Origin of the sequence: Pseudomonas sp. Pseusp16 (assembly GCF_047324915.1) — a bacterium.
GTDB lineage: Bacteria > Pseudomonadota > Gammaproteobacteria > Pseudomonadales > Pseudomonadaceae > Aquipseudomonas > Aquipseudomonas fluorescens_CD.
On the sequence record NZ_CP168522.1, the window covers coordinates 4,937,936 to 4,954,808 of the forward strand.

Consider the following 16,873-nt stretch of genomic DNA (forward strand, 5'->3'; position numbering starts at 1 on the left):
TCAGGCCTGATCTTGCCCCTGATCTGACTTGGTACGCGATCCTTGATCCCAAAGGATTTTGAGCTTCCGGAGTGCGGTTTTGCACTGCTCGCTAACTCCAAAAACCGCCTTACCAAATTTCAACGCCAAGGCCAGCACTAGAAAAAATGGCCATGATTTCAACTGAAAACTATAGAGCCCAAGATCAACGAAGGTCTTAGCTTTCTCAATAATTTGGTTGATCTCCTGGATACGTTGCTCTGTAGTGAGTTTTTTATCCGTCCATTCGTTCAATTGCTTCAGCTCACTGTTTCGTGTTGCTAAGCAAGGTGTCAGCCCTTTGAGTATGAGCGTCGCATTATTGACCTGCACACTCATTACCTCTCTAACAAAGGCTCCAGCTTCAGAATTAAGATAGCCTCCCTGATCGAGACTTTTCAGCTCAGACTGACTTTCGTTTTTGATTACCTCATTGACACGATCGACTTCATACGCCGCCCCCAAACCTAAATTTTTTTGGGCAATCGCTTTGTAGTTTCCTATCAGCTCGCGAGATGTAGACGGCAGTAACTCACCGGAAGCTTCAAGCTCCAGCAACATCGACTCCGCAGCATTGCAGGTACTTAGCAAGCGTTTTTCTATCGGCAGGTCAGCATTCGCATTGGCGGTGTTTAGGAATTTTTTGATCATCGGTGAAAGCTTCTGTGCCGCATCACAGGCTGCTGATGTGCTGGCTTCAGGGCAAACGGCAGCTAACCCTGGAATTGTTCCTATCAAGGCGATATAGCCCGTATATAGAGCCGAACCGATTTCAATGTGGACACGAGGTTGATTGGCGATATCACTAACGAGTTCCTGCTGCAGTAACTGTTTATCCTGTATCGCCTCGATTTCTTGCCGCTGGCCGCTGTTGTTGTGAAAAAACAAAATAACCCCGATTGCTGCCAATGGGTAATACAGGCAATCCACCCAACCCCATACCCCTGCCTTGTGACGAGAGAAGCCCCAAACGCCCGCGACCAAAAAAACTATTGCGGTGTAAACGAGTATTACCAGCATTGATGCCTCTAGATGGAATGAAGGGGGTGTACGAGTAACATCGGATAGCAACAGGTGAAACTTTAACGCTGCAGATACAAATTTTGTGGCTTGCCTCTCGTCGAGTCGATGGATACCGTAATAGGACATCAACCAGCCCCACCAAGGTGTGACACTGCCGCATCAGTCCTGCTTTGAGCCTCCTAGATACTGGGTGTTTTACCATTGGTGGGTTCGAATCCCGCCTGGTGCACCATACGTTGTAGCGAGAAGGCCTCAGGCCTTATGGGTCTGGAGCTTTTTTGTGGGTGTTTGAAAGCTTCGCGCCTAGTGATCAATGCTGTTTTTTTCAAACAGCCGGCCAATGTCTCTCGCGCTATGCAGTACGCGTTCGACCTTGATCTCGTCGTCCATCAAACAGTAGAAAATCAGATATCGGCCATGGGGAAGCATTCGCAATCCCTTGGCGCAATCGTCTCTTGAAACACCCAGATTCGGTTGTTCGATCAATCGTGTGCATTGCATGCGTAGCTCGCCCACAAACGTCCGGGCCCGCTCAGGATTGTCTCGGGCGATAAAACGAGCGACTTGCAGCAAATCGTCCCGTGCCAATGCAGAGAAAAGCAATTGCCTCATGGACGGTGTTGCTCTGCTTCTACCTCATCAATCAGCGCATCAAGCTCGGCAAACATTGTATCGGCAGCGACGGCCGGACGCGGATCGTTGCGGCTCGCTGCAATGGCTTCACGAAGTTCGGCAGCGTGTAGTCGATCCAGCAGCTGTTGATAGGCCGCGTGCGGTAAAAGATAGGCGGCTGGACGATTGTGGTTGAGCACGGCAACAGGCTCGGAACCGGCTTGCTCGATTACAGTGCTCGGGCTGCGCTTGAGCTCGGTGATGCTGACCGAACGGCTTGCAAGTAGCTGCTCCATGGCGGCTCCAAAGGTACGTAAAAAAGTACCTGATAGTGTGCCATTCTCTGCATGGCGGTCAACGAGTCTCCGACCGCTGCTGTCCTGGCCCACAAAAAAAAACCGCCGAAGCGGTTTTTTTCATTCTGTTGTCCAGTCGAACTCGTCGTACTCGTCATCGTCTTCGTCGTCCTCGAAAAACTCCTCTTCAAGGTCGTCGTCTTCAACAATGTCTTCTTCCGGCTGATTCAGCAGAAAATCCTTGCGACTCTCGGTAATCGCTCGCCGCAGTTCTTCACCCTTTTGCGGGCAGTTGAGCATTTGGGCGATGCGGTCGATCTTTTTTGCCACGGCATCCTCCAACGCATCGGCTATGACCTGATAGTGCGCGCTTTCGGGGGTGGATGCCAAATCCCCGGAATGCCGCGCACTTCAGTTTTCTGCAAATCCGCTGGGGCGATCAGCCTTTAGCGGTGATAGCGCCGCACCACGCTGCTGTTTCTCAGGACGTGGCCTTTGATTTTTTCCAGCAGCTGCGCACGGCTCAGGCCGGCGGGCAAGGCGTCCGGGGCCAGATCCAGAGCGTAGATCTGGATGATGTAGTGGTGCGCGCTGTCGCCAACGGGTGGGCACGGGCCGATGTAGCCGGTGGTGTTTTTGCTGTTGATACCGCCGAAGCCCTCGAGGCCGGGTTTACTCCCGGCGCCGGCCGGGATCTGGTGAGTGCCGGCCTTGATGCCGTAATGCACCCACTGATCGATGCCCTGGCCCTTCTGGCCGTCAGGGTCGTGCATGACGATGGCATAGCTTTGGGTGGCTGCCGGGCCGGCGTTCCAGTTCAACGCCGGGGAAATGTTGTGTCCGCCGCAGCCGGCGGAATCACTGGCGGCGGCCGACGTGAACAGACGGTCATCGGAGACTCCGGGAATGTTCAAGGTGAAGCGTTCCTGTGCCTGCGCCGGGAACTGCACGCAAAAGGCGACTGCTACGGCCGCGAGCCAAGAGTTGATTGAGGTCAATCGGGTCATACCGGAGCACCTTGTGCGTGTTGGGCCGTCGTCGGCGTGCAAACTATAGCCGGACCGTTCGCGCCTTGGCAGGGGGAATTGGCTGAACCTCGCGATAAGTACCAGACTCATAAGTGATACGTCTGTCTGGAGAGCGATCATGACTCTGCATCGCGTTGCGCGTGTCGCCAATGTGCCCGAAGACCGTGGCCTGGAAGTGCAGGTCCAGGGCAGCAAGATTCTGCTGTTGCGGGCCGGTGAGCAGCTGCGCGCTTATCAGGCCGAATGCCCTCATGCCGGAGCCCCGCTGGCAGACGGGGCGATATGCCATGGGCGCCTGACCTGTCCGTGGCACAAGGCGCAGTTTCGGATCGAGGACGGCGGTCTCAGTGAACCGCCAGCCCTGGACAGCCTCAAGCGCTACCCCCTGGAAGTCCGTGACGGCGACATCTGGGTCGGCGACCAGCCGATGCCGGACGCCCACACGCCACCGGCCGACGATTCGCGGACTTTCATCATTGTCGGCGCTGGCGCGGCAGGCACGGCGGCGGCTGCGGCGTTGCGCGAGAAAGGTTTCGGCGGCCGGTTGCTGTTGATCGACCGCGAAGCCGACGCCGGATATGACCGCACTGCGCTAAGCAAATACGTGATCGCCGGGGAGATGCCGCTGAGCGAAGTCCCGCCGCTGCGTGACGAAGACTTTTACCGCGAGCAGAGGATCGAGCGCCTGCGAGGCGAAGTGGCAAGCCTGGATGCGCCAAACAGGACGCTGCGGCTGACTGACGGCCAATCACTGACATATGACGCCGCGCTGCTGGCCACTGGCGGTGTACCCAACTCGCTGACGCTGCCCGGCGCCGACCTGCCGCAAGTGTTCGTTTTACGCTCCAAAGCCCATGCGCAGCAGATTCTGGACAGCGCCAGCGCCGGCCAGCGGGTCGTGATCATTGGCGACAGTTTCATTGCCATGGAGTCCGCCTCGTCCCTGCGCCAGCTTGGCTTGAATGTGACCGTGCTGGCCCGCCACGAAGTGCCGTTTGCCAGGCAGTTCGGTGACACGATCGGCAAGGCCATTCGCGCGCGGCATGAAGCCAATGGCGTCGTGTTTCATACCCTGGGCAATGCGGCACGGATCGAAGGGACGGACAAGGTCGAAGCCGTGCACCTGGACAACGGCCAGCGCTTGCCGGCCGATCTGGTGCTGCTCGGCGTTGGCGTCACGCCAGCCACCGCTGCCTTTACCGGGCTGCCGAAAGCGCAGGATCACTCGCTGAATGTCGACGGCACAATGCGCGTGACCGACGGCCTCTGGGCGGCTGGCGACATCGCCACGTTCCCGCTGAACAACCAACGCCTGCGCATCGAACACTGGCGACTGGCCCAACAGCAGGCGCGGATCGCGGCGGCCAATATGCTGGGCGGTGACGAGCATTACCTCGACGTGCCGTATTTCTGGACCTGGCATTTCGGTAAAACCTACGACTACCTCGGACACGGCGAGGCCTGGGACGAAGTCGAGTTCAAGGGCGACCCTTACGATCCGCCCTTCATAGGCCTGTTCGGAACAAATGGCGTGGTGTCGGCGGCCGTGGCCTGCGAGATGGACCGGACCATGGCGATGCTCGCCGAGCGGATGAAACAACCGTTGCCATGGGAGGAGGCATGGCGGTTGATCCGTGACGTTCCGTCGTGATGCCGGACAGCAAAACGCCCGACGCCTGCGCAATGCAGAGGCCGGGCGTTGCCGGGTAAACGGTCGCCGTTATTCGGTGGCGCCAGTATCCGCGAACTTGCTCATCACAAAACCGGCAAACTCTTCGACGGTCATTTTCTGGCCGTTGAAGTCCACCTGGTTGTTGGAGTAATGCAAATTGGTGACGATGTTGTTGCCATCCAGTTTTGCCAGTTGGCTGCCAACCGCCATGCTGCTGAACATGTCTGCGGTGGCGGTGGCCTGGTCGGCAATCAGCTTGGCGTCGGTCTGACCGTCGATTTGCGATTGCACGGTCAATACATCGACCAGCATGGGTTTGGACACTTGCAGCTTGAAGTCCAGCAGCGCGATCAACTGCCTGACCAACTGATCGGTCGGCAGGTCGATGGCTTGTGGCTTGGTCAGGTCGAGCACCATGTTGGCGCGGCTCTCACCATTGGCGGTGTTGAACGACAGGTTTTCCAGGGCCACCCGCGGACCGGCCGCCAGCAGTTTTTCCAGGCTGGATTTGAGCAGTGCCTCTTCGGCTTCGGTCAGTTTCAGCTCCGGTACAGGCAAACCGGCCGCCGTTGCTTCGGCCGCCGCCCTTTCATATGGCTGCAGTTTGCTCTGGTAAACCTGCATCAACGACAGGGTGGCCGGGATGTCGAGGTTCTTCAGGCTCATGGCCAGCGCACCGGAACCGACGGTCTTACCGTTCAGGGACACTTCGCCGACCTTGTAATCGGCGCGCCCGGAGGCGCTGCTGCCCGACTCTTCAGTCAGGTTTTTCATCTCGAATTTCTTGAAGTCCAGCACCGATTGCTTGACGCCAAAAGTCGATTTGCCGCTGGCCAGTTCAAGGACGTTCTCGCCGGTGTAGAAACCGTAGGTACTTTTTGTCAGGTTGCTGGCCAGGGTCAGGCCGTTCAATTCAACCTGCACCGGTGCCTGGTCTTCGGAAACGGTGGTCAACTTCAAGCTGTCCATGTAGCCGTTGGCCTTGACCTTCTGCGCCTTGGCGCTGGCGTCGACGTCGATGCTCAAGCCGGAGAACTTCATGCTCGACTTGTCATCCAGCGCCATCTCCAGCGGCTGCAACTCGAGGGTGCCCTTGGTGGCGTTGTCATAACCGATGTTGACCACGCCGGTCAGCGGGGATTTGTCCTTGGCGGCGGCAAACCACTTCTCGGTGAGCGGGGTCTTTTCCAGTTCGTAGTGACTGGTCGCCAGGACCGGCAGCCACTTCAGCGACATCAGCCGCGAGAACGGCAACGGGCCGTGTTCGATGTGATCGACAAACAGCAGCTCGACCGGCGCTTCGCCGAACATTTCACCTTCGCCCTTGAGGCGATAGTGCGCGGTGCTGCTGAATACATGACGTTCCAGCGACACCAGTTCCAGCGACGCGGTACCGTTGGAACCCACCATGGCCGCTTGCAGTTCCTTGTTGGCGTCGGCAATCGAGGTGTTCAACACACCTTCGAGCCTGGTGCTGGTGAACCACGCTCCGCCTGCGCTGATGGCACCGATGGCGACAACGATTCCCAGTAGCACGCCTGCTGATTTATTCATGTATGACCCGTTCAATGTCCGCTGTTGAAAGTGAGGTCGTCTTCCCTGAACCCATGACGGGTTACGGCTCGACTGCGCTGAAAGTGGAATGGAGATTAGCATCAGGCGCGACGAACGGCCCAATGATTAAAGGTGAAGGAGTGTCTTGGGGTTGTTCACAGGGTTGGGGATTATTTGCGCCTATGCAATCGCCTTCGCGAGCAAGCCCGCTCCCACATTGAAATGTGTACTCCTGTGGGAGCGGCGGTGCGGCGATCCGACTTGCTCGCGAAGGCGTCGGTACAGCCAATATCGAGATCTCAGGAATACTGGACCTCAATCTCATCCAGTTGATGATCAAAGCTTTTGAGCCGCGCCGTCCAGGTGTACACCAGCACTTCGAAGTCGCGGTTGATCACCGCCCCGCCTGTCACTTCCGCGCGCGGATCGCAGACGTCCAGTTGATAGCGTTCGCGGGCCATGGCCGTGGCGACATCGGCCAGCTCCCGGGCATTGTTGAGCCAGTGCCGACCGTCGTCAGCCACTTGCCGGTCCAGCGCCACGCATTGTTTTTTCAGGGTATCGAGGCTTTTTTCCAGCGGTGTACCGGTCAATTCGCCCATGACTTCCTGAAACGTGCGCCCCGGTTGCCAGTAACTGCCCCAGAAATAACGGTCGAACACCGTTTCGACACGGCGCAACGCAACCTTGGTGTCCCAGATCAGGACCAGGGTCTTGCCTTGTTCGAGTTGTCTTTTCTTGATGCGTTGATTCTGGACCGAGGCCCAGGCCACCGCCGCAACGGACATCACGGCAATCAGTGCGACGGCACTGTCGAGGAACACCAGAGCCTTGTCGATCTGGTGGGCCAGCATGATGCCGTAGAAATAGGTGGCCGACAGCAGCACCAACGCCACGATGGCGCACCAGAAACCGAGAGCGTAAGGGTTTTTCATTATTGGTTTCCCCCTGACCTGCGCGAGCCTTGTGCGAAGAAAGAGCGCTTTGCACGGGGCGCCCTCCCAACACTTCAAAGCATAGCAACGGCCTCAGGGTTTGCCGGGGTTCGACGCTTGCGTTCGTCCGCTTTCCCAGCCGCCGCCCAGCGCGAGGAACAAATCGATCTGGCTGGCGGCAACCTGGGTGTTCGCGGCCGCCAGTTGCGCCGTGACATCGATGTAGGTGCGCGTGGCTTGCAGGTCGGCCAGGAACGAGGCGCGGCCGGCCTGGAAGAAGCGGTGGGTCTGGTCGGCGGCCAGTTTTGCCGATTGCTCGGCGTCCGCCAGGGCATCGCGGCGTTGCAGTAACGCGGTGTACTGGGCGAGGCCGGTCTGGGTCTCGCGAATGGCGTTGAGCACCACCCCATCGAAATGCGCCAGCGTCGCCTGGGTCACCGCTTCGGCTTCGCGGATGCGCGCCCGGGCGCCGTTGGTCGGCACCTTCCAGGTCAGCGACGGACCGAAGCCCCAGCGGTTGGTAGACGGATCGCCAAGATCGTCCAGGATACCGACGGTACCGATGGTCGCGCCGATGCTGATGTTCGGGTACAGCTCACCCGTGGCGACGCCAATACCGGCCGTCGCGGCTGCCAGTCGCCGCTCGGCCTGCCGCACATCGGGACGACGCTTGAGCAACGCGGCGCCATCGCCCACCGGAATCAGTTGCGCGATTTTTGGCAGCTCGTCGCAGGTGGCGGTGCCGGCCGGCAGTTGGTCCACCGGCTTGGCCAGCAACATCGACAAGCGGTACAGACCGGCCTGACGCGACGCTTCATAGCGCGGCATGTCGGCGCGCAGGGATTTGAATTGGGTTTGCGAGCGGGTGACCTGGGTTTCGTCGCCACGCCCGGCATCGCGCAGACGCTGGATCAGCGTGGTGCTCTGGGCTTGCAGGTCGAGGGAGTGCTGGGCAATTTCCCGCTCTTCATTGGCCGCGCACACTTGGGTGTAGGCCCGGACCACGTCGGCCACGACAGTGATGCGTGCGGTATCGGCGGCGGCCTGCGTCGCATCGGCATTGGCCTTGGCCGCTTCGATACCGCGTTGCAAGGTACCGAACAGGTCGAACTGGTAAGACGCGCTGATGCCGATATCGCCGATGTTGGCCACCGGCACTTTTTCCGGTATCAAGAACGCTTGGCCAGACTCCTGCAAGCGCTGGGCGCCCATTTGCACGCCGCCGCTCCAGCCGCCCGCCGCTTCGGCCTCATCGACCTGCGCACGAGACCGCGACAGGCTGGCCGCCGCCACGCGCAAATCGGTGTTGGAGGCCATGGCCTGCTGCACCAACTGGTCGAGTCGCGGGTCCTGATACAAACGCCACCAATCGGCCGGCACCGGTGCGGAAACCACCGGTTTGCCATCGACCGCCAGATCGCCCTGGAAGTCTGGGCGATGGACAGCCGCCTCTTCGGGCAGATGATAATCCGGCCCGACCATCTGACATGCCGACAGCAGCAAACCCATTCCGGCGACCGCCAAACCCGAGGCCTTGCTCATTGCGCCGGCTCCCGTTTCTGCTCGTCGATGATCGATACCGTGGCGGTGCGCCCGGCGATCATGCGGAAGTCGTCCGGCACGTCATCGAAGGCGATGCGCACCGGAATCCGCTGGGCCAGCCGCACCCAACTGAATGCCGGGTTGACGTTGGGCAACAGGTTGTTGCCGCTGGTGCGATCACGGTCTTCGATACCGGCAACGATGCTCTCAACATGCCCGCGCAGGCGCGCATTGTCGCCGATCACCCGGATGTCGACGCTCTGCCCGATATGGATGCCGTTCAGCTTGGTTTCTTCGAAATAGCCGTCGATGTGGAACGAATTGCTGTCGACCACCGACAACACCGGCCGGCCGGCGCTGACGAACTCCTGGGTCCGTGGCGCACGGTCGTTGACGTAGCCGTCCACCGGGCTGCGGATCACCGAGCGATCGAGGTTCAGTTGTGCGCTGTCCACCGCCACCTGGGCTTCCATCAACGCCACTTGGGCACGAGCCACTTTCGATTGGCTTTCTTCCAGTTGCTCACCCGGCACCAGGTTACCAAGGCCTTTGTTTCGCTTGGCCTCACGCTGGGCCTGGGCCAGGGTTTCCTCGCGATCGGCGACGGCCGCTTTCGCTTGGCGCAGGGCCAGCCTGAAGCGGTCGGGATCGATGCTGAACAGCACCTGGCCGCGCTTGACCAACTGGTTGTCGCGCACCTCCACTTGCTGGATCAGCCCGGAAACGTCCGGGGCGATTTGCACGATGTCGGCACGGATGTGCCCGTCGCGGGTCCAGGGCGCGAACATGTAATACATCACCATGCGCCAGACCACGACAACGGCGAAGCTCACGATCAGCAGGGTCAACACCACGCGACCAAGGGTTAGAAACGGTTTTTTCATGTCATCAGGTATCGACTGAGTGAGTCCACGGCGCCAAGCAGCAGGGCGTAGAGGGCCACGTTGAACAATGCCCGGTGCCAGACCAGACGGTAAAAGTGCAGGCGCGTCAGCACCCCGTGCACCAACAGGTAAAACACATACGTAATGCCCATCAGCACCAGCAGCGTGGGCAGGAACACCCCGCTGAGATCCAGGTCACCGATCATAGGGGCGCTCCATCAATGCCATGGGGAAGCGGTTCTTCGGGCTCGACGGAACCGACGAATTCGACGCCGGGCAACAAGGCCAGGCGCAGGCCGCTCAGGGCGTGCAGCAAATGCCGGCGGGTTTCATCATCGCCGGCACCGCTGAGGGCGCGACGCGTGCGATCGAGGGTCATCAGCAACGGGCTCGGTGCCGGCAAGCGCTCACCAGCCTTGAGGCAGGCCTTGAAGTACTCGCCAACCTCGGCCACCACCTGGCGCAGCAGCACCTGCGGAACACCGAGGATCCGCGGCGTATAAGCGAGCAGGTCCAACAGATTCAGCGCCACTCGCACTTCGCGCAGCGCCACGCCGGAGTCCTGGCCGGTCATGGCCAGGCGTGGCAGATGCTGCATCAGCCGATCGAGCATCCGTATGCCCAGCAGTCGATGCTCAGACAACGTGGCCGGCTCGGCGAGGCCGACAATGTCGCGCCAACTGAAACGGGTCAGGCGCTTGGCTGCCAGTTCGGCACCGAACGGCCGGGCGATCAGGGTCCAGATGAACGCGAACAGCAACCCCATGGGACCGGCCAGGTTGGAGTTGGCGAAACTGAGGAAGTCCGCGTCGTAGGCACCCTGAATGCTGATGAAGGACGAAGTGTTGACCAGGGTCAGCAGCATGCCCAGGTAAAACTGCGGTTTGACCGTCAGGGTACCGACGCAAATGAACGGCACGGCAAACGCCAGCACCAGCATCGGAAAGTCATGCAGGTTGGGCAGCACCAGAAACAGATAAAGGCTGGCGAACACCACCGACATCGCCGTCCAGAAAAAGAACCGGTAAATCTGCGGCGCCGGGTCGTCCATCGAGGCGAAGAAGCTACAGGCCACCGCCGCCAGGATCACTGCGCTGCCGCCATCGGTCCAGCCGAGCAGAATCCACAGCACCGAGGCGACGATAATCGCGGTCACGGTGGACGCCGCGGAATAAAACATCAGGCCGCGATCCAGAAACGGGCTCAGCCGTCCCAGCCGCCAATGCCGATACACCGCGCGCCAATTGTCCTGGCTTTCGCACAGGATGGCGTATTGCAGGCTGCGGCAGTCCTGCCACAAATCGATCCACTCGCCGAGGCGATAAATCGCGTTGGAGAACAGCAGTTGCTTGCGGTCATCCAGTGCCTGGGGAGCAGGCTGCAGGGCCTCAAGTTGATCCTTCAGGGCTTGCCAGCGGTCGAGATCGGCATCTTTATGCCCAAGCCATTCGGTGGTGGCCGTCAGCAACGGCGCGAACTTGTCCACAAGCTCGGGGGTGCGCCGTTCCAATGCGTAAAGCGCGTCGTCGAGGGCATCGATCACTGGCAGCAGGTGAATCATCCGCCCGCGCAATTCCTTGGTGTTGCGCACCGTCTGCGGACGTGAGCCTTCGTGGGGCAACTGACCGATCATCAACTCCAGGGAGTTGAAGGTGGCGACCATCGATGCCCGCAACGCGCTGACTTCTTCAGGCTGCACGTTGCGGCTGAGGAAGCGCAGGCTGTAGGTCGATGCATCAGTAAACCATTTGCTGACCGAATCATTGAACACCGGCGCCAGACGCCGGGGCCAGAACATGGCACCCACCACCGCCGCCACGGCAATACCCAGAAAGATTTCTTCGGTCCGTGCTTCGGCCACGTCCCACACCCCCAACGGGTTATTCACCACCGGCAGGGCGATCAACGGCAAGGTGTAACCGGCGAGCATCAAGGCGTAGTTGTTGGCCGTGCGCAAATGCAGGGACAGAAACAGCAGCGTGCCGGTCCACAGTCCAATCACCACTACCAGCACGTAAGGGCTCTGTACGAACATCGGCACGAACAAAACCGCCGCAGCAGCGCCGACAAACGTGCCGATTGCCCGGTACAGCGCCTTGGAAGTGGTCGGCCCGAGAAATGGATTGGAAACGATGTACACCGTGGCCATCGCCCAGTACGGACGGGGCATCTGCATGAGCAAGGCGATGTACAACGCGATCATCGATGCGGCGAAGGTACGGACCCCGTAGAACCAGTCCCGCGCAGGGGGCATGCCAGAGAAAAATCCGTTCAAGGGTTGGCCACCGACGGCGGCGTGGCCGCTTCAAATGCTCTCAGTACCCGCAGCGTAGCTTCCAGGTCACTTTGGTCAATGCCTTCAAGTACTTCCTGGCGCAGGCGCACCAGTTCCACTTCGACCGCCTGCACCAGGTCCCGACCGGTTTCGGTCAGGCTCAGGCATTTGGCGCGGCGGTCCTGTGCATCTTCGGTCCGGCAGACGTAACCGGCATGGCACAGTTGATCGAGCAGGCGCACCAGCGACGGACTCTCCATGCCCGCGGCTTGCGCCACCGTCACCTGGCGCACGCCCTCGCCCAGGCGTCCGATCATCAACAGCGGAACGGCGCAGGCTTCGGAGATTCCATAGTTGACCAGCGTGGTCTGGCAGATTTTGCGCCAATGCCTGGCGGCCACCACCATGGCACTGCTGATGTTCATCTGGAGGACGTCGAGGTTATTCGGCACGAGGGAAAACACACACTGTTAGTTTGCTAACTATCAATATCGCATTGGAGGGGATTTTTCGTCAAGTTTTGAAACAATTCTCGCGCCAGCACACCACTCGTTAGCTGCTGCGCCCCTTTCTTAACATCACATCCAGTTGATCCACCACCTCCGCCCAATCCGCGTCATCGAGAATCTCGTCACGCAGGAGACACGCCTGGCTCGGGCTCCAGAAAAATGCATCCGCAAGGTGCAGATCCGGTTTGAGCGGTGAATGGGTGGCGATGAATTTATCGATGCTTTCGGCGTCGTCCGGCAGGCCGAGTTGCTTGAACAGCGAAGGAAGGTTGTGGGTCGGGTTTTCCATGTCTAGCTCCTGCGAACCGATTAAGGGACCGCTGCGCGGTCATCGCGAGCAGGCTCGCTCCTACAGGTTATGTGATCGACACAGATCCGTGTGGGAGCGGGCTTGCCCGCGATGACGTCAGCATTGACGAAACAAAACTCAATGACTCAACTCCCGCACCTCGGCATGCGGCACCATTTTCAGGAACTCGGGCACGTCCATGCGCACCAGGTTGACGTGGTTGCCGGCCTCCAGATAGATGTCTTTCTGCCGGGTCAGCAGCGGATCGATGACCACATCCAAGCCATAGGACTCGCCCAGCGCCGGTACGGCGCCGCGTTCGCAATCGTCGAACAGGTGCGCCAGGTTGCTTTCGCGGGAAACCTGCCACTCACCGCTGCTGCGGACTTTGCTCAGGTCAAGGTGACGGCTGGCGGGCAGTACGGCCATCAAGTAATGCCCATGGTGATCGTCGAGGATCACCGATTTTGCCACCCGTTCGGCAGGAATACCTGCGACCCGTGCCGTTTCGAGGCTGCTGGCCGAGTGTGGGTGGCTGACGATGTCATATTCGCATTGAGCCTTTTCCAGGCTTCGCTGCACGGTTCTTGCCATACGCATGATGCACCTCGGTGTCCGCAACAACCGCTGACGGACGATGGTTAACATTTCTTTCGGTACTGAAAGTCTAGGCCCGATGGCGCGTTCCGGCGGGAATTCCGCCCATCGGACGTCGTCGACAGTTGAGCAAAATTCATACAACCGGCGGGTCAACTAAACTGTCTACAGAGCCACCCCAAGACTCTCCCGGAGGGTCACGTGAACACGCGTTGTTGTGCCGTTGCGTTGCTGTTGGCGTTGTGCGGATCAGTCTGCGCCGCCGACACGGTTGTGTTGCTGGTGCCCAACCCCATCGGGATCTGGCTGATCACCTTCGGCCTCGCGTTCCTGATCGCTGAGGCGGCCCTGCCCAATTACGGCGTGATCGGCCTGGGCGGCATCGTGATGTTCGTGATCGGCGCAGTGATCCTGACCAATACCGATGTGCCCGAGCCGCTGATGATCGGCCTGGGACTGGTCAGCGCGCTGTTGCTGGTCTACCTGGTGATTCACGCCCTGAAGACCCGACCACGGCACACCGTCAGCGGTGATGCCGGGCTGGTCGGTAGCGTGACCGCGGTGACATCCATACAGGCCGGCAATGCCTATGGCGGCTGGGTGCATCTGCAAGGAGAACGATGGCAAGTGCTTAGCGCGACGCCGCTGCAACCCGGGCAATGGGTGCGGGTAGTGGGGCGCAAGGGTTTGCTGCTGCAAGTGGCCGCGGCTGACGCGGCGCCGGGCGGAGAATAGTCATGGGTTTGCAATTGGGTCTTGTCGCGCTGCTATTGTTGATCATCGCACTGGCGGGGGGGACGTTCCGCATCCTGCGCGAATACGAGCGCGGCGTGGTGTTCCAGCTCGGGCGCTTCTGGCAGGTCAAGGGACCCGGCCTGATCCTGCTGATCCCGGTGGTCCAGCAAATGGTCAGGGTCGATTTGCGGACCGTGGTGCTGGACGTTCCGCCGCAAGACGTGATCACCCGCGACAACGTGTCGGTCAAGGTCAACGCGGTGCTGTATTTCCGTGTGCTCGATCCGCAGAAGGCAATCATCCAGGTCGAGGACTTCCTCGCCGCCACCAGCCAACTGGCGCAAACCACGCTGCGGGCGGTACTGGGTAAACACGAACTGGACGAACTGTTGGCCGAACGCGAACGGTTGAACCTGGACATCCAGCAAGTGCTCGACGCCCAGACCGACGCCTGGGGCATCAAGGTCGCCAACGTCGAGATCAAACACGTGGACCTCAATGAATCGATGATCCGCGCCATCGCCAAGCAGGCCGAAGCCGAACGGGAACGGCGAGCCAAGGTGATCCACGCCGAAGGTGAATTGCAGGCCTCGGAAAAACTCATGCAGGCCGCCGAAATGCTTGGCCGCCAACCGGGGGCCATGCAGTTGCGCTACATGCAGACCCTGAGTTCGATTGCCGGCGACAAGAGCTCGACCATCGTCTTTCCGCTGCCGATCGAGTTGCTCAAGGGCATGGCGGACTTGTCGTCGAAACCCTGAACACTGGCCGGTTCAGGGCCTGGGCAGTACTGCGGATTCACCGAGCCAGGTCAACAGTCGATCAAGGCAGGCCTCGACCGTTTGTGTCCCGGTATCGAGCACCAGCGCCGCGTCAACCGGGGCCTGATATGGCGCAGACACCCCGGTAAACCCGGCCAACTCACCGCGCCGGGCGCGGGCATAGTGACCTTTCGGATCACGTTGCTCGCACACTGCCAGGGTCGCGCTGCACCAGACCTCCCGGTAATCGTTACCGAGTCGCCGGGCGAACACATCGCGCAATTCCACCAGGGGCGCGATCATCGCCAGGATCACGATTTGTCCGTTTTCCACGAGCAACGACGCCAGTTCGCTGGCGCGGCGAATGTTTTCCTGACGATCGCTGTCGCTGAAGCCCAGGTCTCGATTGAGCCCCACCCGCAACCCGTCACCATCGAGCACCACGCTCTGCAGTCCGTGGGCAAACAACTCCGCGTGCAGCGCTTGCGCGAGGGTCGACTTGCCCGCCGCCGGCAGGCCGGTCAGCAGTATCGCCGCGCCGCGATGACCATTGCGCCGCTCGCGCTGGGCTCGGCTGATGCTGGCGCTCGGCGCCTTCACGTCAGCGCGCGGGGACATGCGTCACCGGAACCGTAATATCGCCTGCCGCCCAGGCCGCTTCGCGGTTCGCCAGGGCCGTGGCGATGGACTGTACTTGCGTCGATTGCACCTGATCCGGCAGCGGGTCGAGGCCGGCACTGGCGAAAATTTGCCCATAGGCGTTGCGCAGGTCGGCGTAGGACAGGTCTCGACGCAGATCGGCCTGCAAGGTGTTCAACTCACCCTGAATCAGATCCAGTTCGCCGATGCCCTCTGCCTGGTGACGGTTGCGCAACTGACCGACGATTTGCCCGTCGATGTCCGACAATTGCTGATTGGTCTTGAACTGGCGCAACGCCTCGCGGTAGTTGGCATTGGCCACATACAGCTGCGCCAGCACCGCAATCGACATCGCCTGACGGCGCGCGGTGGCGACTTCTTCACCGGCCTTGGCCACGTCGATCGCCGCAGGCGCCGAGATCACGTTGAACAGGTTCCAGGTGACTTTGACGCCGTAGTCGGCCCAGCCTTGTTCCACCAGGAACGAGTTGCTGTCGTAATGCCCGCCAGCGGAGAACTCCAGGCCCGGCAGCAGGCGCAACATGGCTTTGCGGGTCTCGGCGGCGCTGATGCGGCTCTGATAGTCCTGTTCACGCAGTTCCGGGCGACTGGTCAGGGCTTCCTGTTCGAGGCTGGCCAGATCGACCTTGAGCTCGGGAATTTCATAACCGTTATCGGTCGCCAGGGTCAGTTCCGTGCCCATTGGCAGGTTGATCAGGGTCGCCAGCTCGGTCTTCGCCAGCGACAACGCACGACGCTGCTCTTCCAGTTGGCGTGTCGCTTCGATCAGCGAGCGCTGATAACCGAGGGCCTGCACCGGATCGCCAATGCGTTGCTGGCTCATGCTCTGGCTGTTGTTGCGCGCGGTTTCGACCCGCGCCATGAGGCTGTCGATCTGCGTGAGCAGACGCTCGGCAGCCATCGCCCGCCAGTACGCCGAGCGCACGTCCTGGACGATGGTGTTGATCACCTTGCGCCGACGCTCCTGAACGATCAGGCGCTGGTCGCCTTGCTGCTTGGCGCTGATGTAACTGACACCGAAATCGAGCACGTTCCAGACCATGGTCAGGTCCGCCACGTCACGGTCGCGGTCCTGGGAGGTCGAAGGTTCCAGGGACTGCGTGCCGGTGCGCACACTCTGGCTGCTGGAGGCGTTGACGTTATTGCGGCCCACGTATCCGGCGTCCAGCGCCATGCGCGGCAGCATGTCGAAACTGGCGAGGTCGAGCTGACGCTTGGCCAGAGCCTCTTCCATGATTTTCAACCGGCCTTCGAGGTTGTACTTCACCGCACGGGCCATGGCCTGGTGCAGGGTCAACGGGCCGCCAAGAGGCTCCTGCCCCTTGTACATGCTTTGCAGGTCACTTTTGGCCCGCTGCTCACTGACACTGCGTTCGATCGGCTCACTGGTCACGGCGCATCCGCTGATCGCCAGTGCCAGCAGGCTGGCTCCAAACAACTTATGACTTCTCTTCATCCTTGCATCGCCCCTGGGTGCCGCATC

At 60.4% G+C, this 16,873-nt stretch carries 19 protein-coding genes; 3 read left to right on the forward strand and 16 right to left on the reverse strand.

All coding sequences use genetic code 11. The annotated features are described in order from the left end of the window. The 5 genes from ACEN8Q_RS22365 to ACEN8Q_RS22385 all read right to left on the reverse strand — a co-directional run bounded on the left by ACEN8Q_RS22365 (position 1) and on the right by ACEN8Q_RS22385 (position 2,956). Complete coding sequence (locus tag ACEN8Q_RS22365; RefSeq protein ID WP_413703759.1) at positions 1 to 1,038, reverse strand: hypothetical protein; 1,038 nt, start codon at positions 1,036 to 1,038, stop codon at positions 1 to 3. 306 nt (positions 1,039 to 1,344) lie between these two features. Then, entirely contained in the window at positions 1,345 to 1,653 is a 309-nt protein-coding gene (locus tag ACEN8Q_RS22370) for a type II toxin-antitoxin system RelE/ParE family toxin (protein WP_413703760.1), read from the reverse strand. Further along, a complete protein-coding gene (locus ACEN8Q_RS22375; protein ID WP_090452422.1) occupies positions 1,650 to 1,949 on the reverse strand; it encodes a type II toxin-antitoxin system Phd/YefM family antitoxin in 300 nt (99 codons plus the stop codon). The genes ACEN8Q_RS22370 and ACEN8Q_RS22375 overlap by 4 nt, the downstream gene beginning before the upstream one ends. Positions 1,950 to 2,069: 120 nt before the next feature. Beyond that, entirely contained in the window at positions 2,070 to 2,339 is a 270-nt protein-coding gene (locus tag ACEN8Q_RS22380; RefSeq protein WP_322617727.1) for a hypothetical protein, read from the reverse strand. 56 nt (positions 2,340 to 2,395) lie between these two features. Further along, entirely contained in the window at positions 2,396 to 2,956 is a 561-nt protein-coding gene (locus tag ACEN8Q_RS22385) for a YbhB/YbcL family Raf kinase inhibitor-like protein (RefSeq protein ID WP_413427177.1), read from the reverse strand. A 139-nt stretch (positions 2,957 to 3,095) separates the two neighbouring features. On the opposite strand from ACEN8Q_RS22385, the gene ACEN8Q_RS22390 reads away from it, so the two are divergent. Next, the gene (locus ACEN8Q_RS22390; protein WP_413427175.1) at positions 3,096 to 4,628 is read left to right on the forward strand and encodes an FAD-dependent oxidoreductase; all 1,533 of its coding nucleotides are present in this window, start codon (positions 3,096 to 3,098) and stop codon (positions 4,626 to 4,628) included. A 69-nt stretch (positions 4,629 to 4,697) separates the two neighbouring features. Here the strand turns inward: ACEN8Q_RS22390 and ACEN8Q_RS22395 are convergent, their stop codons facing one another. The 9 genes from ACEN8Q_RS22395 to ACEN8Q_RS22435 all read right to left on the reverse strand — a co-directional run bounded on the left by ACEN8Q_RS22395 (position 4,698) and on the right by ACEN8Q_RS22435 (position 13,237). Next, a complete protein-coding gene (locus ACEN8Q_RS22395; protein WP_413427173.1) occupies positions 4,698 to 6,203 on the reverse strand; it encodes a YdgA family protein in 1,506 nt (501 codons plus the stop codon). Between the two features lie 299 nt (positions 6,204 to 6,502). After that, positions 6,503 to 7,138, reverse strand: coding sequence for an NADH:ubiquinone oxidoreductase subunit N (locus tag ACEN8Q_RS22400; protein ID WP_111286549.1), 636 nt, complete (start codon positions 7,136 to 7,138; stop codon positions 6,503 to 6,505). A gap of 93 nt (positions 7,139 to 7,231) precedes the next feature. Then, positions 7,232 to 8,680 carry an efflux transporter outer membrane subunit gene (locus ACEN8Q_RS22405; protein ID WP_413703761.1) on the reverse strand — a complete coding sequence of 483 codons (1,449 nt, stop codon included), beginning with the start codon at positions 8,678 to 8,680 and terminating at the stop codon, positions 7,232 to 7,234. Beyond that, complete coding sequence (locus ACEN8Q_RS22410; protein ID WP_413703762.1) at positions 8,677 to 9,564, reverse strand: efflux RND transporter periplasmic adaptor subunit; 888 nt, start codon at positions 9,562 to 9,564, stop codon at positions 8,677 to 8,679. The genes ACEN8Q_RS22405 and ACEN8Q_RS22410 overlap by 4 nt, the downstream gene beginning before the upstream one ends. Beyond that, positions 9,561 to 9,770: a DUF1656 domain-containing protein gene (locus ACEN8Q_RS22415; RefSeq protein ID WP_413703763.1), complete on the reverse strand. Its 210-nt coding sequence runs from the start codon at positions 9,768 to 9,770 to the stop codon at positions 9,561 to 9,563. The genes ACEN8Q_RS22410 and ACEN8Q_RS22415 overlap by 4 nt, the downstream gene beginning before the upstream one ends. Beyond that, positions 9,767 to 11,839: an FUSC family protein gene (locus ACEN8Q_RS22420; RefSeq protein ID WP_413703764.1), complete on the reverse strand. Its 2,073-nt coding sequence runs from the start codon at positions 11,837 to 11,839 to the stop codon at positions 9,767 to 9,769. The genes ACEN8Q_RS22415 and ACEN8Q_RS22420 overlap by 4 nt, the downstream gene beginning before the upstream one ends. Beyond that, complete coding sequence (locus tag ACEN8Q_RS22425) at positions 11,836 to 12,264, reverse strand: MarR family winged helix-turn-helix transcriptional regulator (protein WP_413427164.1); 429 nt, start codon at positions 12,262 to 12,264, stop codon at positions 11,836 to 11,838. Before ACEN8Q_RS22425 ends, ACEN8Q_RS22420 begins: the two co-directional genes overlap by 4 nt. 127 nt (positions 12,265 to 12,391) lie before the next feature. After that, the gene (locus ACEN8Q_RS22430) at positions 12,392 to 12,637 is read right to left on the reverse strand and encodes a DUF2789 domain-containing protein (protein WP_413427162.1); all 246 of its coding nucleotides are present in this window, start codon (positions 12,635 to 12,637) and stop codon (positions 12,392 to 12,394) included. Between the two features lie 138 nt (positions 12,638 to 12,775). Beyond that, positions 12,776 to 13,237 carry an aminoacyl-tRNA deacylase gene (locus tag ACEN8Q_RS22435; protein WP_413427160.1) on the reverse strand — a complete coding sequence of 154 codons (462 nt, stop codon included), beginning with the start codon at positions 13,235 to 13,237 and terminating at the stop codon, positions 12,776 to 12,778. Positions 13,238 to 13,435: 198 nt separating this feature from the next. On the opposite strand from ACEN8Q_RS22435, the gene ACEN8Q_RS22440 reads away from it, so the two are divergent. Both ACEN8Q_RS22440 and ACEN8Q_RS22445 read left to right on the forward strand, forming a co-directional pair. After that, positions 13,436 to 13,969, forward strand: a complete 534-nt coding sequence (locus tag ACEN8Q_RS22440; RefSeq protein ID WP_413703765.1) for an NfeD family protein — start codon at positions 13,436 to 13,438, stop codon at positions 13,967 to 13,969. A gap of 2 nt (positions 13,970 to 13,971) precedes the next feature. After that, positions 13,972 to 14,730 (forward strand): slipin family protein, encoded by a 759-nt coding sequence (locus ACEN8Q_RS22445; RefSeq protein WP_413427156.1) that lies wholly within the window; start codon positions 13,972 to 13,974, stop codon positions 14,728 to 14,730. A 12-nt stretch (positions 14,731 to 14,742) separates the two neighbouring features. On the opposite strand, the gene cysC is transcribed toward ACEN8Q_RS22445, so the two are convergent. Then, positions 14,743 to 15,348, reverse strand: a complete 606-nt coding sequence (cysC, locus tag ACEN8Q_RS22450; protein ID WP_413703766.1) for an adenylyl-sulfate kinase — start codon at positions 15,346 to 15,348, stop codon at positions 14,743 to 14,745. Continuing rightward, positions 15,332 to 16,846 carry a TolC family protein gene (locus ACEN8Q_RS22455; RefSeq protein WP_413427152.1) on the reverse strand — a complete coding sequence of 505 codons (1,515 nt, stop codon included), beginning with the start codon at positions 16,844 to 16,846 and terminating at the stop codon, positions 15,332 to 15,334. The genes cysC and ACEN8Q_RS22455 overlap by 17 nt, the downstream gene beginning before the upstream one ends. Between the last annotated feature and the right edge of the window lie 27 nt (positions 16,847 to 16,873).